This window comes from Clostridium budayi, from assembly GCF_055396605.1.
The window spans coordinates 913,113-929,295 of sequence record NZ_AP042456.1; the positions used below are offsets into that span (position 1 = coordinate 913,113).

Consider the following 16,183-nt stretch of genomic DNA (forward strand, 5'->3'; position numbering starts at 1 on the left):
TTTATAAAAAAATTTTTTATAAAAGCTATTTTTAGGAGGTATTTACAATGGTAAATGTAGCAATTAACGGTTTTGGAAGAATAGGAAGATTAGCATTAAGATTAATGATTAACAACCCTGAATTTAATGTGGTTGCAATCAATGACTTAACAGATGCTAAAATGTTAGCACACTTATTCAAATATGATTCAGCACAAGGAAGATTCGATGGAGAAATCGAAGTTAAAGAAGGAGCTTTCGTAGTTAACGGAAAAGAAATCAAAGTTACTGCAAACGCTAACCCAGCTGAATTACCATGGGGAGAATTAGGAGTAGACATCGTTTTAGAATGTACTGGATTCTTCGCTTCAAAAGAAAAGGCTTCAGCTCACTTAGAAGCAGGTGCTAAGAAAGTTGTTATCTCAGCTCCAGCTGGAAACGACCTTCCAACAGTTGTATTCAACGTAAACAACGAAATATTAAAGGCAGAAGACACAGTTATCTCAGGTGCTTCATGTACAACTAACTGTTTAGCTCCAATGGCTAAAGTATTAAATGATTCATTTGGATTAAAAGAAGGATTCATGACTACAATCCACGCTTACACAAATGACCAAAATACATTAGACGCTCCACACAGAAAAGGAGACTTAAGAAGAGCTAGAGCTGCTGCAGGATCAATCATCCCTAACTCAACAGGAGCTGCTAAAGCAATCGGATTAGTTATCCCAGAATTAGCTGGTAAATTAGACGGAAACGCTCAAAGAGTTCCAGTAATAACTGGTTCATTAACTGAATTAGTATGTGTACTTGACAAGAAAGTAACTGTTGAAGAAGTAAACGCTGCAATGAAAGCTGCTGCTAACGAATCATTCGGATACACTGAAGATCCAATAGTATCATCAGACGTTATCGGAATAAGCTTCGGATCATTATTCGATGCAACTCAAACTAAGATCATGGAAGTTAACGGAGAACAATTAGTTAAAGTTGCTTCATGGTACGACAACGAAATGTCATACACTAACCAATTAATCAGAACTTTAGGATACTTCGCTAACTTAAAGTAGTCTATTAATTAGATAGTAAATAAAAAGTTTTATAAGTCTGGTTTTGTAGTATAAGGCTATAAGGCCAGACTATTTTAAAATACATTTAAATTTATGTAAGAGGTGAAAAGAATGAACTTCAATAAAAAGACTGTAGAAGATATAAACGTAAAAGGTAAAAAAGTCTTAGTAAGATGTGACTTTAACGTACCATTAAAAGACGGTGTTATAACTGATGAAAATAGATTAAACGGAGCACTTCCAACTATAAAATACTTAGTTGATAACGGAGCTAAAGTAATCCTTTGCTCACACATGGGTAAACCAAAGGGAGAACCAAAGCCAGAATTATCATTAGCACCAGTTGCTAAGAGATTAAGCGAAATGCTTGGTAAAGAAGTTGTTTTCGCAGCTGACGACAATGTTGTTGGAGAAAATGCTAAAAAAGCAGTTGCTGAAATGAAAGACGGAGACGTTGTATTACTACAAAATACAAGATACAGAAAAGAAGAAACTAAGAACGGAGAAGAATTCTCAAAAGAATTAGCTTCACTTGCTGAAATCTTCGTAAACGATGCATTCGGAACAGCTCACAGAGCTCACTGCTCAACTGTTGGAGTAACTGATTACTTAGATACAGCTGTATGCGGATATTTAATTCAAAAAGAATTAAAGTTCTTAGGAGATGCTGTTGAAAACCCAGAAAGACCATTCGTTGCAATCTTAGGAGGAGCTAAAGTTTCAGATAAGATAGCTGTTATAAACAACCTTTTAGATAAAGTTGATACTTTAATAATCGGTGGAGGAATGGCTTACACATTCTTAAAAGCTCAAGGATACGAAATCGGAACTTCATTAGTTGAAGAAGATAGAGTTGAATACGCTAAAGAAATGATCGAAAAAGCTAAAGCTAAGGGAGTTAACTTCTTATTACCAGTAGATCACAGAGTAGCACCAGAATTCAAAGATATGGAAGCTACAATAACTGAAGACCAAAACATTCCAGCTGGAAACATGGGACTAGATATCGGACCAAAAACAGAAAAATTATATGCTGATGCAGTAAAAGATGCTAAGACTGTAATCTGGAACGGACCAATGGGAGTATTCGAATTCGAAAACTTCAACAAAGGTACAATTGCAGTAGCTAAAGCTATGGCTGATTCAAATGCAACTACTATAATAGGTGGTGGAGATTCAGCTGCAGCTGTAAACATCTTAGGATTCGGAGATAAGATGACTCACATCTCAACTGGTGGTGGAGCTTCACTTGAATTCTTAGAAGGTAAAGTATTACCTGGAATAGATGCTTTAAATAGCTAATATTTAAGTTTAGCCTAAATAGTTTTTATAAATAAAAAGCCGCTCTTTTAAATTTTAAAGAGTGGCTACCTTATTGAGATACGAACAACAAAATATTTTAGAGGTGATTTTAATGAGAAAAGCAATAATCGCAGGAAACTGGAAAATGAACAAGACTGTAGATGAAGCAGTTGCATTCATAAATGAATTCAAACCATTAGTAAAGGATGCTACTTGTGATGTAGTACTTTGCCCAACTTTCGTATGCCTAGACGCTGCTGTAAAAGCTGCTAAAGGATCAAACGTAAAAATAGCTGCACAAAACATGCACTTTGAAGAAAGCGGAGCTTTCACTGGAGAAGTTTCACCAGTTATGCTTGAAGCTATGGGAATCGAATACGTAGTAATCGGACACAGTGAAAGAAGAGAATACTTCAATGAAACAGATGAAACTTGCAACAAGAAAGTTAAAGCTGCTTTCAAACATAACATAACTCCAATCCTTTGCTGTGGAGAAACTTTAGAACAAAGAGAATCAGGAAAATATGTTGAAGTTTTAGCTGGACAAATCAAAGCTGATTTAGAAGGATTAGCTAAAGAAGAAGCAGAAAAAGTTATAATAGCTTACGAACCAATCTGGGCTATCGGAACAGGAAAAACTGCTACTTCAGAACAAGCTAACGAAACAATAGCTGCAATAAGAAAAGTTGTTGCTGAAATGTTCGGTCAAGAAGTTGCTGATAAAGTAAGAATTCAATACGGTGGATCAGTTAAACCAGCTACAATTAAAGAACAAATGGCACAATCAGATATAGATGGAGCTTTAGTTGGAGGAGCTAGTTTAGTACCTGCAGACTTCGCTCAAATCGTTAATTACTAATATTAATAATAAGATTTATTAATACTAGAATTTAACGTACAAAGCAATAGTTATGATTGAATTAAATGGATTCTTTCAAGCTATTGCTTTTTGTTGTTTATGATTATTTATTGTAGTATAATATAAGAGAAATATTATAAATAATGTAAAAAGAGATTAATTATATTTTTTGTAAACAAATGGAGGTAAAATTATGGCAAAAAAACCAGTAATGTTAATGATACTAGATGGTTTTGGAATAGCAGAAGCTTCAGAAGGTAATGCTGTTTCATTAGCTAAAAAACCAAATTTCGATAGATTAGTAAAGGAATATCCTCATTCAATGCTTCAAGCTTCAGGAATGGCTGTTGGTCTTCCAGAAGGACAAATGGGTAACTCAGAAGTTGGTCATTTAAATATAGGAGCAGGTAGAATAGTATATCAAGAGCTTACTAGAATAACAAAAGCAATAGAAGACGGAGAATTCTTCCAAAATCCAGAACTTCTTAAAGCAATGAAAAATGCTAAAGAAAATAATTCTGCATTACACTTAATGGGATTATTATCAGATGGTGGAGTTCACTCTCATATAGATCACTTAAGAGGTCTTTTAGAATTCGCTAAAAAAGAAGGTCTTCAAAAAGTTTACGTTCATGCATTCATGGATGGTAGAGACGTTGCACCTTCATCAGGTAAAGAATTTATAGAAAAGACAGAAGAAATGATGAAAGAAATTGGAGTAGGAGAAATCGCAACTATAAGCGGAAGATACTACGCAATGGATAGAGATAACAGATGGGAAAGAGTTGAACTTGCATACAATGTAATAGTTAAGGGAACTGGCGAAACTGCAACTAGCGCAGTAGAAGCTATAGAAAACTCATACAATGATAATAAAACTGACGAATTCGTATTACCAACTGTAGTGGAAAAAGATGGACACCCAGTTGCAACAGTTAAATCAGGAGATTCAGTTATATTCTTTAACTTTAGACCAGATAGAGCAAGAGAACTTACAAGAGCATTAACTCAAAAAGATTTTGATGGATTCAATGCTGAAAAGTTAGATTTAGTATTTGTATCAATGACTCAATACGATAAGACATTTGAAGGAGTTAATGTAGCATTTAAAGCTCAAACATTAACAAATACTTTAGGTGAATTCGTTGCAAATAAGGGATTAAACCAATTAAGAATTGCTGAAACTGAAAAATATGCTCACGTAACATTCTTTTTCAATGGTGGAGTTGAAAAACCAAATGAAAATGAAGATAGAGCACTTATTGCATCACCAAAAGTTGCAACTTATGATTTAAAGCCAGAAATGAGTGCATACGAAGTAACTGATGAATTAATAAAGAGATTAGATAGCGATAAATATGATATGATCATATTAAACTACGCAAACCCAGATATGGTAGGACACACTGGAGTAATTCCAGCTGCTGTTAAAGCTATTGAAACTGTAGATGAATGCTTAGGTAAAATCGCAGCTAAAGTTCTTGAAAAAGACGGATCATTATTCGTAACTGCTGACCACGGAAATGCAGAAACAATGATAGATTTCTCAACAGGAACTCCATTTACAGCTCACACAACTGATCCAGTTCCATTTGTATGGGTATCAAACCATACAGAAGGAAAGACTTTGGAAGATGGTAAGTTATCAGATATAGCTCCAACTATGCTTCATGAAATGGGTCTTAAATCACCAGAAGAAATGACTGGACATTGCTTAATAAAATAATTTAATTAAGTTTAAATAAAAAAAGAACTTGTTTAATTACGAGTTCTTTTTTTTATAGAAAAATTTAAGATTTTAGAATTCAGGGTATTTAATTAGATCACGACATGATATAGTATAGTCTCCAATTTTAGATTTAGAAATTATAATTTTATAATCTATATAGATATTTTTATTTAAATTTTCATAAACTAAAAATTTATGATCTATTCCAATAGGATCAGTAAATAAAATATATAGTGAAGTAGAATCTATTTCATTTATAGAGAACTCGGTAGATGCTATTGTAAAAAGTTCAGTAAAATTTGGAGGTAAACTCTTCTTTATATCATGAGTGTTTATATCTTTTGAAAAAAGTTTTACTAAAAAAATATTGTCATCTGTATTATTTAAAACTTTAAATTTAGCTTTTGAGTTTATAGAATCGAAAAACCAAACCATAAAAGAACTCCTAACTATTTATACTTCAGTTATAATATATCTTTATTTTAAATAATTATTACAACTACTTTAACTATAACTAAAACTTATTAAGCATTAAAAAGTTATATAGTAATTATATATACACTTAAAAATGATAATGATAAAATTATAGATAATACTTATTAATAAACAATAAGTATCAATATAAAAAGTAATTAGTATAAGGAGAGAATAAATGAAGAAGTTAATCAACACAGCCTTTATTTATACCATTTTGGCATTAGTAAGTGGAGTTTTTTATCGTGAATTTACAAGGAGTTTAGAGTTTACTGATAAGACAACTTTATCAGTAATGCATGTACATTTATTTGCATTAGGTAGTTTAGTATTTTTATTACTTGTTTTATTTGAAAAAGAATTTAAAATAACTAAGAATAAATCATTTAATAAATTTTTTATTACTTATAATGTAGGTCTTATATTTATGATATCTATGTTTTTATGGAGAGGAATTGACCAAGTGCTAGGATTAAATGGGGGTGCTATGATTTCAGGAATAGCAGGAATTTCACATATTATATTTAGTATCGGAATTATAATGATGTTTATTGTAATAAGAAAAGAAGTTGTGAAAAGTCAAAAAATAAGCTAAAGTTAATCTTTAGCTTATTTTTTTGTTTTATTAAATAACATAAAACATATAATAAGTTTTATAAGATTATCACCATAAAGAATAAGTTTAATAATATATATTGAGAAGAATAATATTTAGGTAGATAATATGAAAGCTAATTATGATTATTCCGTTTGCTTTGACAAAGATACAGAAAAATTATTTAGAGAGAGTAAATATTTAGGGCAAGGCAATAATGGAATAGTATACGACCTCCCAGGAAACAAGATAGTAAAAATATTTCTAAAAGAAAAGATTTGTAAGGCAGAAGGGAATACCTTAAAGAGAACAAAAAAATCAAAACATTTTCCTAAAATATATGTACACGGAAAATTATATATTGTAAGAGAAAAGGTATCAGGAGTACGTCTAGATAAATACATAAAGAGAAACGGAATAGATAAGGATTTAACTATAAAAATATGTAATTTATTAAAAGAATTTAAGAAACTAGGATTTAAAAAATTAGATACAAGATGTAGAGATGTTTATATAACTGAAAGTGGAAAATTAATGTTAATAGATCCTAAAGGATGCTACACAAGAAAGGTAGATTTTCCAAGACATTTAATGAAAAAGCTTAATAGACTCGGAGTATTAGATGATTTTTTAGAATACGTAAGAGAAATTGACAAAGTTAAAGCTAAGTATTGGCAAAAAGAGATAGAAAAATATTTTAAAAAGAAAAATATAGAATATATAAAATAATGAGTAAGTGGTATATATCAGAGAAAAGAATAATAAACTTAGAAAGGTTTAAAAATATATTTAATATTTATTTTTAAACCTTTCTATGCTTATATAGCCATTTTTTTATGTGATTTAACTCAAAAATAATATTAATAAATGGTTTAGAATATTATAAAAATAAGATATATATTAAAAAACTGAAAATAAATATCAATTGATTGAAAATATCAATAAAAAGCTATATAATGTAGTTAGAGAAAATAATAAAAATAATTAATAAAATTTGTTATAAATACAAATAATAATTATTGGTAATTGATTTCCAAAGAGGAGGGTATTAAAAATGAAACAATACGCAGAAATAGTAGATATCGTAGCAAGAGAAATATTAGATTCAAGATCATTCCCAACAGTTGAGGTTGAAGTTTACTTAGAAGATGGAACAGTAGGAAGAGCTGCAGTACCATCAGGAGCATCAACAGGAGTATTTGAAGCTGTAGAACTTAGAGACGGTGATAAAGACAGATTCAACGGAAAAGGTGTCTTAAATGCTGTAAAGAACGTTAATGAAATAATTGCAGATGAACTTATAGGTTTAAATGCATTAGATCAAGTATTTATAGATAAGACATTAATCGAACTTGATGGAACTAAAAACAAAGGAAAATTAGGTGCTAATGCAATACTAGGTGTATCACTTGCAGTAGCTAGAGCAGCAGCAGAATATTTAGGATTACCTTTATATCAATATGTTGGTGGAGTAAATGCTAAAGTATTACCAGTTCCAATGATGAACATTATAAATGGTGGAGAACATGCTGATAACTCAGTAGACCTTCAAGAATTTATGATCATGCCAGTTGGAGCAAGTACATTTGGTGATGCTTTAAGAATGTGTTCTGATGTATATCATGCACTTAAGAAATTATTAAATGAAAAAGGATATTCAACAGGTGTTGGTGATGAAGGTGGATTTGCACCAGATTTAAAATCAAATGAAGAAGCTATTGAAGTTATAATAGAAGCTGTTAAGAAAGCTGGATTAGAACCAGGAAAAGATATCTTTATAGCACTTGACCCAGCTTCATCAGAATTCTTCGAAGATGGTAAGTATGTATTAAAACATGAAGGAAAGACATTATCACCAAAAGAAATGGTTGATTTCTATGAAAACTTAGTTAATAAATATCCAATAATCTCAATCGAAGACGGTATGGCAGAAGAAGATTACGAAGGATGGAAGATAATAACTGAAAGACTTGGAAAGAGAATTCAATTAGTTGGTGATGATTTATTCGTAACTAATACTGAAAGATTAAAGATGGGTATTGAAATGGGAATTGCAAACTCAATTCTTATTAAACTTAACCAAATTGGTACTTTAACAGAAACTTTAAATGCTATAGAAATGGCAAATAGAGCTGGATATACAGCAGTTATTTCACATAGATCAGGTGAAACTGAAGATACAACAATTTCAGATTTAGTTGTTGCTGTTAATGCAGGTCAAATCAAAACAGGTGCACCAGCAAGATCAGAAAGAGTTGCTAAATATAATCAATTACTAAGAATCGCTGAAGAACTTGATGATGTAGCAGAATACAGAGGAATGAATTCATTCTTCAATCTTAAAAAATAATATTTAAATACAATATGATGGTTTTTGGAAATTAATGTTTGATAAAAATTATCCTATATGTTATACTAAATAAGTTAAATAGTATAAAATTTTAAGTGTTTAAATATTAGGAGGTGTTTCCCATGAAAACAGCATTATTTGTTGTTGAAGCTATACTTGGTTTAGTTGTTATAGTATCAATACTAATGCAACCTAGTAAGTCAGATGCGTTAAGTGGACTTATTCAAGGTAGCAACAATGATACATTCTTCTCAAGAAATAAATCAAGAACAAGAGAAGTTATGTTAGAGAGAACAACTGTTATCTCTATGCTACTATTTGTAGTAAATACAATGGCATTAAATATGATTTAGTATTTGTGGGAAGCGCAAATTAGAATTTTAGCCAGTCAATTTATTGACTGGCTTTTTTTTATAAAATCTATTTATTATAATACTTAGGAAGTTTGTTTGAAGTAATAAAAGTAATGGGAATAAAACTAATATACAGTGTATAAAATGATATTAAATTCATAGATTTATATTAGGAGAATAATATAAATTTATGAGGTGTAAAAATGGAATTATTAGCATTACCGTTATTTTGTAGTATTATTTCGTTAATTGTTTTAATTTTTATTGCAAAAGATATTTTGAAAAAAGATCCTGGCAATAAGAAAATGAGGGAAATAGCATCACATATTGAAGAGGGGGCTATGGCTTTTATAAAAAAGGAATATAAATATCTTTCGATTTTTGTAGTATGTATTTTCCTTTTAATTTCTATATTTTTAAGCTATAAGACAGCAATTGCATTTTTAGTCGGTGCAATTTTCTCTATGGTAGCAGGATTTGTTGGTATGAGAATAGCTGTTAAGGCAAATGTAAGATGTGCAAATGCAGCTAAGTCAGGAATCAAAAAAGCATTAGATGTTGCTTTTTCTGGTGGAACTGTAATGGGACTTTGCGTTGTTTCACTTGGAGTAATTGGAGTTACTATGCTTTCAGTAGTATTTGATTTAAATACTGAATACATCACTGGATTTGGTCTTGGTGCTTCATCAATAGCACTTTTTGCAAGAGTTGGTGGAGGTATATATACAAAGGCAGCAGATGTTGGAGCAGATTTAGTTGGGAAGGTTGAAGCTAATATACCAGAAGATGATCCAAGAAATCCAGCTGTTATAGCTGATAATGTTGGAGATAATGTTGGTGATGTATGTGGTATGGGAGCTGATCTTTTTGAATCTTATGTAGGTTCAATAATATCAGCTATAACACTTGGAAGTTTTTTAGTATCAACTGTACTTGGAAGAGAAGCTTTAATATATCCTTTAATACTTGCAGCAATTGGAATTATAGCTTCTATAATAGGAATTTTTGCAGTTAAGATGTATAAAGGTGATAATCCACAAAAAGCACTTAATATAGGAAGTTTTTTATCAGGAATAATAGCTCTTATATTAAGTGGTTTAGCATGCAATTATTTCTTTAAAGATTTAAAATTATTTATACCAATTGTAGTTGGTGTATGCGTTGGACTTTTAATTGGAAAGATTACAGAAATATACACATCATCTGATTATAAATCAGTTAAATATATGGCAGAAGAATGTAAAACAGGTGCTGCAACTAATATAATAGCAGGACTTGCAGTTGGGATGAAATCAACTGTTATGCCAATTATTTTAATTGTTATTGGAATATTAATTTCATACTTTGGAGCAGGCGGAAGTGATAATTCATTAATAGGATTATATAGTATTGCACTTTCAGCTATTGGAATGCTTTCAACTACAGCTATAACAGTAGCTGTTGATGCGTATGGTCCTATTGCAGATAATGCTGGGGGAATAGCTGAAATGAGTGGACTTGATGAAAGTATTAGAGAAATAACAGATAAATTAGATTCAGTAGGTAATACTACAGCTGCCATAGGTAAAGGGTTTGCTATAGGTTCAGCAGCTCTTACTGCACTTGCATTATTTGCATCTTATACTCAAGCAGTAAACTTAGAAGCTATTAATTTATTAAATCCATTAACATTAGTTGGAGTATTAATAGGAGGTATGCTTCCATTTTTATTTGGAGCTTTAACTATGCAATCAGTTGGAAAAGCAGCGGGAGAAATGGTTTCAGAAGTAAGAAGGCAGTTTAAAGAAAAGCCTGGAATATTGGAAGGAACAGAAAAACCAGAATACTCTACATGTGTTGAAATATCAACAAGAGCAGCTTTAAGGGAAATGATAGCCCCTGGAATTATTGCAGTGTTATCACCTCTTGTTGTAGGGATACTACTTGGAAAAGAGGCACTAGCAGGACTTATATGCGGAGGTGTTGTAACAGGTGTTATGATGGCTATTTTAATGTCAAATGCAGGTGGAGCTTGGGATAACACTAAAAAGTATATTGAAAGCGGAGTAAATGGAGGAAAAGGAAGCGATGCTCATAAAGCTGGAGTAATTGGTGATACTGTTGGAGATCCATTTAAGGACACATCAGGACCTTCCATGAATATATTAATTAAGCTTATGACAATAGTTGCAGTTGTATTTGCACCACTTATTGTTGAATTTGGAGGAATATTATTTTAATGTTATATAGATAAACATGGGAGCTATCTTTTTATAATTTAAAAAATATTAAAAAGATAGCTTTTATTATATTTAAATTTATTAAATAATATAAAATCATTAAATTTTTAGAAGATTAAATAACGGTTTTAGGAAAGTTATGTTATTATAGATATAATTTACTTAAATAATAATTATCATTGATGTATAATAGGTATTATATTAAATGAATAGTATAAAGAAATAAAGGAAAGTATATACTAATGATATAAGATTAATAACGGAGGAATAATATGAGAATAAAACATACATTATTACAATTTATGCGTGAAGAAGCATACAAACCAATGACTTTAAGTGAATTGGTTGCAGTTTTTGATATAAGATCAGATGAAATTAGAGCATTTAAAAAAGTACTTAATGCAATGGAGAGAGAAGGATTAATAGTATTAACTAAAAAGGAAAAATACTGTATTCCAGAAAGAGTTGGACTAGTTGCTGGTAGACTTCAAGGACATCAAAGAGGATTTGGTTTTTTAATACCAGAAAATGAAGGCGAAAAAGATGTATTTATACCATCATCATGTATGAATGGGGCTATGAATGGAGATAAGGTTCTAGCACAAATTACTAGGGAAGATAGAAATGGTAAGAAAAGAGAAGGAGAAATTGTAGAAGTAGTTGAAAGAGCAAACAACAAAATAATTGGTGTTTATGAAAATAGCAGAAACTTCGGATTTGTTGTTCCAGAAGATACAAGACTTCATCAAGACATATTCATATCAAAGAAAGATAGAAATGGGGCTAATGACGGAGATGTTGTAATAGTTGAAGTAACTAAATGGCCAGAAAAGAGAAGAAGCCCAGAAGGTGTTATAACAGAAGTTTTAGGTCAAAAGGGAGATAAAGGTCTTGATATACTTACTATAATTAAAAAGTTTGGATTACCAGAAGAATTCCCAGATAAAGTTTTAAATTATGCAGATAAGATAGACGAAGAAATAGAACCTAAAGAATATAAAAGAAGAACAGACTTTAGAAACTTAAAAATGGTTACTATAGACGGTGAAGATGCTAAAGACTTAGATGATGCTGTATCTATAGAAAGATTACCAGACGGCAATTTTAGACTTGGAGTACACATAGCAGACGTAACTCACTATGTTAGAGAAAAAGATCCTCTAGATAAAGAAGCTTTAAAGAGAGGAACATCAGTGTACCTAATAGATAGAGTTATTCCAATGTTACCTAAGAAACTTTCAAATGGAATATGTTCTTTAAATCCTAAAGTTGATAGATTAACACTTAGCTGTATAATGACAATCGACAAAAAAGGTAAGGTAATAGATCATTCAATACATGAAGGTATTATTAGAACTAATGAAAGAATGACATATACAGATGTTACTAAGATTCTTGTAGATAAAGACGAAGAATTAATTAAGAAATACGATTATTTATATGAAGATTTTAAGGCTATGGAAGAGCTTGCTATGATTTTAAGAGGTAGAAGAATGAAGAGGGGAGCTATAGACTTCGAATTTGAAGAAGCTAAAATAACTCTTAATTCTTTAGGAAAACCGGTTGAAATAAAACCTTATCCAAGAGAAATTTCAAATAGAATTATAGAAGAATTCATGCTTGTATGTAATGAAACAATAGCTGAATATATGTACTGGACTAACTTACCATTTGTTTATAGAGTTCACGAAGATCCAGATGAAGAAAAGCTTATTAAATTCAGAGAATTTATTTATAATCTAGGATATACAATGAAATGGGGTCAAGAAATCCACCCAGGAACTCTTCAGGAAGTTTTAGATAAAGTTAAAGGTAAGAAAGAAGAAACAGTTGTAAGTACTCTACTTTTAAGATCAATGATGAAAGCTAGATATTCACCAGAAAGTTTAGGTCACTTTGGTTTAGCAGCTAGATACTACTGTCACTTCACATCACCAATTAGAAGATATCCAGACCTTCAAATTCATAGAATTATAAAAGAACAAATCAATGGAAAGATTGATGGTGGAAGAGCTAAGAAACTTATAGGAATAGTTGATTATGCATCAAAGCAATCTTCTGAAACAGAAAGAGTTGCACAAGAAGCTGAAAGAGAAGTTGATGATTTAAAGAAAGCAGAATACATGCAAGAAAGAATTGGTCAAGAATTCGAAGGAATTGTTTCATCAGTTACTTCATTTGGTATGTTTGTAGAACTTCCAAGCACAATCGAAGGATTGGTTCATATAACTGCACTTGAAGATGACTACTATGTATATGATGAAAATCATTTAGCTTTAATTGGAGAAAGAACTAAGAATATTTATAGACTTGGTGATGAAGTTAAGGTTAAATGTAGTAAAGTTGATATAGAAAATAGAGAAATTTATTTTGATTTAATTTCTGATGAAGAAGATGAAGATATTAAAGAAGAAGCTTTAAAAGAATTAAATGAAAAAATTCCTCAAGTTAAAAAGGAATTAAAAGAAGTATTAGCACAATCAGAAGATATAATAGAAGAATAGATTTCTAAAGGCAATCTCTTTTGAGATTGCTTTTTTACTGTTAAGTCTAGAATAATTGCGAATTTCTATAACTTATATTATAATTTTACTAAGTTATATAGGTTTAAATAAGAAGTAGGTGATAAAATTGGTAAGAAAGAAAAATTCAAATTCTTTAGCAGAAAATAGAAAAGCTAGACACGATTATTTTATAGAAGAAACTATTGAAGCAGGTCTTGTACTTGTTGGAACAGAAGTTAAATCAATTAGAAACGGAAGAGTTAATCTTAAGGATTGCTATGGGGAAGTTAGAAATGGTGAAATATTTATAAGAGGAATGCATATAAGTCCATATGAACAAGGAAATATATTTAATGTAGACCCATTAAGAGATAGAAAGCTACTTCTTCATAAAGAACAAATAGGAAGACTTGCAGGATTAGTATCAAAAGAAGGATTAACACTTGTACCTCTTTCATTATATCTTAAAGAGGGAAGAGTAAAGGTTGCACTTGGAGTTTGTAAGGGTAAGAAAAATTACGATAAGAGAGATTCACTTCTTGAAAAAGCCCATAATAGAGAAATGCAAAGAGCAATTAAAAATAAAAACAGATATTAAGTTTAAGGCTATCTAAAAGGATTTTAAAATTTGATTTTAGATAGTCTTATTTTGTTTATGAAAACACGAAGTTTGTAAATTAATTGTAAATACATAAATAAATTTCTAGGAATGGTATTATAATGTATTTATAAAACACTACTAGATAAAAGAGATGGATAATAGGGGGAAGTTTCTCATGGGTTTTGATAAGAGAATTTTAAATTCACATAAAAGAAGTAAGGAATATGGTATAAAAATAGATAGTAAAAGTTCCAATAAAACGCTAAATAATGATGAACTTCAAAATGTATTAAAAGAAAATTCTGAGTTAATAAGTATAGCGAAAGTATACATGGATATGTTTAATGAAGTATTAAAAAACGAAGAGTTTATAATAGTTCTAACAGATAAAGATGGATGTATCTTAAGAGTAACCGGTAAGGAAAATACAGTTAAAGAATATGAAAAATTAAATATAAAGACAGGCATGTATATGGATGAGAAAAATATAGGTACAAATGCTATGGCAGTAGCTTTAGAAGAAGATAGAGCTGTACAACTTACAGCAGAAGAGCATTACATAAATATATTTAAAAGGCTTACATGTTCAGCGGCACCGATACATGGTAAAAGTGGCAACATTATAGGAACACTTAATTTAACTTCTGAATGGATGAATAAACATCCTCATTCACTTGGATTAGTTATATTTTGTGTTAAGGCAATAGAAAAAGAACTTGAAAAAAGACATATAAACAATATATTAAAGGAAGCTTATAACTATGTAGGAAGTGTTATGGATAATGTGGACAAAGGCATAATAATTGTTGATTCAGATGGGAAAATTACCAATGTAAATAGTCTTGCTTGTGAAATATTAAATATTCTAGGAGAAGATTTAATAGATGAAAAGATAGATACTATAATTCCAGGATGGAAAAACATAGCTTTAAGTTTTGAAAAGGATAATTATAAAACATATATAAAAGAAATAAAGTTATTAAGTGATACAAATAACAGAACATTAATAACAGTAAAACCTATTAAGTTAAATGAAAAGGTTGTAGGTGCAGTAGTTACTTTAAGTAAAAAGACAGAAATGCAGGACAACATGTATACATCACGTTCAGCTTATAAAACTTTTGATGATATTTTAGGAGAAAGTGATGCAATATTAAATGTTATAACTAATTGTAAGATAATAGCTAATAGTCCTTCAACTGTGCTTATTCAAGGAGAAAGTGGGACAGGTAAAGAAATTTTAGCCCAAGCAATTCACAATTTTAGCTATAGAAGAGACAAAAAATTTGTTGCTATAAATTGTGGTGCAATTCCTAAAAACTTAATAGAAAGTGAACTATTTGGATATGAGGAAGGTGCATTTACTGGAGCAAAAAAAGGCGGTAAACTTGGAAAGTTTGAAGTAGCAAATGGAGGAACAGTATTTTTAGATGAAATTGGTGAAATGCCACTAGAGATGCAAGTACATTTATTAAGAGTAATACAAGAAGGAAGAATAACTAGAATAGGAAGTGAAAAAGAAATTCCTATAGATGTTAGAATTATAGCAGCTACAAATAAAGATTTAAAAGAAGAGATTAAAAATGGAACATTTAGAGAAGATCTTTTCTATAGATTAAGCGTAATTCCAATATATCTTCCTCCTCTTAGAGAAAGAAAAGGGGATGTTGAAAAATTAATAGAGCATTTTTTAAGAATTAAAGCATTTAAGCTTAATAAAAATGTTCCTAAAATTGATGAGAATTTATATAACAAATTAATAAATTACTCATGGCCGGGGAATGTACGTGAACTTGAAAATTGCATTGAAAATATAGTGAATTTAGATGGAAAAATATCATATCAGTTTGAAGATGATATGGAAGATAAAAATATAGAAGAAATAAAAGATAAACATAAAGAATGTGAAGTAAATGACAAAGAAGATAGAGGAATATATATAGAATTAGGTAATGATTTTAAGATAAAGGATATAGAGAAAGTTTTAATAGAAAAAGCAATTAAGTACAATCAATATAATATGAGTAGAACGGCTAAATCTCTTGGAATTAGTAGAAATACTTTATACTATAAATTAGATAAATATAATATATATTAGTTGTACTAAAAAAATACAGTGTAATAAAATAGGACAATAAAATTAGGCAT

The 16,183-nt window shown here is 30.2% G+C and carries 13 protein-coding genes; 12 read left to right on the top strand and 1 reads right to left on the bottom strand.

The window, feature by feature from the left end; all coding sequences use genetic code 11:
* Positions 1-47 precede the first annotated feature (47 nt).
* The 4 genes from gap to gpmI all read left to right on the top strand — a co-directional run bounded on the left by gap (position 48) and on the right by gpmI (position 4,936).
* Entirely contained in the window at positions 48-1,049 is a 1,002-nt protein-coding gene (gene gap / locus ACZ5TJ_RS04235) for a type I glyceraldehyde-3-phosphate dehydrogenase (RefSeq protein WP_464201538.1), read from the top strand.
* 111 nt (positions 1,050-1,160) lie between these two features.
* Complete coding sequence (locus ACZ5TJ_RS04240) at positions 1,161-2,351, top strand: phosphoglycerate kinase (RefSeq protein WP_045725815.1); 1,191 nt, start codon at positions 1,161-1,163, stop codon at positions 2,349-2,351.
* Between the two features lie 112 nt (positions 2,352-2,463).
* Complete coding sequence (tpiA, locus tag ACZ5TJ_RS04245; protein WP_045725814.1) at positions 2,464-3,210, top strand: triose-phosphate isomerase; 747 nt, start codon at positions 2,464-2,466, stop codon at positions 3,208-3,210.
* Between the two features lie 193 nt (positions 3,211-3,403).
* Positions 3,404-4,936 carry a 2,3-bisphosphoglycerate-independent phosphoglycerate mutase gene (gene gpmI, locus ACZ5TJ_RS04250; protein ID WP_464201540.1) on the top strand — a complete coding sequence of 511 codons (1,533 nt, stop codon included), beginning with the start codon at positions 3,404-3,406 and terminating at the stop codon, positions 4,934-4,936.
* 72 nt (positions 4,937-5,008) lie between these two features.
* Here gpmI and ACZ5TJ_RS04255 read toward each other — a convergent pair whose 3' ends face one another.
* The gene (locus ACZ5TJ_RS04255; RefSeq protein WP_464201541.1) at positions 5,009-5,374 is read right to left on the bottom strand and encodes a hypothetical protein; all 366 of its coding nucleotides are present in this window, start codon (positions 5,372-5,374) and stop codon (positions 5,009-5,011) included.
* Between the two features lie 217 nt (positions 5,375-5,591).
* On the opposite strand from ACZ5TJ_RS04255, the gene ACZ5TJ_RS04260 reads away from it, so the two are divergent.
* The 8 genes from ACZ5TJ_RS04260 to ACZ5TJ_RS04295 all read left to right on the top strand — a co-directional run bounded on the left by ACZ5TJ_RS04260 (position 5,592) and on the right by ACZ5TJ_RS04295 (position 16,133).
* Positions 5,592-6,008, top strand: coding sequence for a DUF2871 domain-containing protein (locus tag ACZ5TJ_RS04260; RefSeq protein ID WP_464201542.1), 417 nt, complete (start codon positions 5,592-5,594; stop codon positions 6,006-6,008).
* Positions 6,009-6,137: 129 nt separating this feature from the next.
* The gene (locus ACZ5TJ_RS04265) at positions 6,138-6,737 is read left to right on the top strand and encodes a protein kinase (protein ID WP_464201543.1); all 600 of its coding nucleotides are present in this window, start codon (positions 6,138-6,140) and stop codon (positions 6,735-6,737) included.
* A gap of 325 nt (positions 6,738-7,062) precedes the next feature.
* Positions 7,063-8,358, top strand: coding sequence for a phosphopyruvate hydratase (gene eno / locus ACZ5TJ_RS04270; protein WP_464201544.1), 1,296 nt, complete (start codon positions 7,063-7,065; stop codon positions 8,356-8,358).
* A 122-nt stretch (positions 8,359-8,480) separates the two neighbouring features.
* Positions 8,481-8,711, top strand: a complete 231-nt coding sequence (secG, locus tag ACZ5TJ_RS04275; protein WP_039311177.1) for a preprotein translocase subunit SecG — start codon at positions 8,481-8,483, stop codon at positions 8,709-8,711.
* Between the two features lie 203 nt (positions 8,712-8,914).
* On the top strand, positions 8,915-10,930 hold the full coding sequence (locus tag ACZ5TJ_RS04280; protein WP_464201546.1) for a sodium-translocating pyrophosphatase: 2,016 nt from the start codon (positions 8,915-8,917) through the stop codon (positions 10,928-10,930).
* 272 nt (positions 10,931-11,202) lie between these two features.
* Entirely contained in the window at positions 11,203-13,434 is a 2,232-nt protein-coding gene (gene rnr / locus ACZ5TJ_RS04285; protein ID WP_464201547.1) for a ribonuclease R, read from the top strand.
* 127 nt (positions 13,435-13,561) lie between these two features.
* Complete coding sequence (gene smpB, locus ACZ5TJ_RS04290) at positions 13,562-14,032, top strand: SsrA-binding protein SmpB (protein ID WP_054199260.1); 471 nt, start codon at positions 13,562-13,564, stop codon at positions 14,030-14,032.
* Positions 14,033-14,210: 178 nt separating this feature from the next.
* Complete coding sequence (locus tag ACZ5TJ_RS04295; protein ID WP_464201549.1) at positions 14,211-16,133, top strand: sigma-54-dependent Fis family transcriptional regulator; 1,923 nt, start codon at positions 14,211-14,213, stop codon at positions 16,131-16,133.
* Positions 16,134-16,183: the final 50 nt, after the last annotated feature.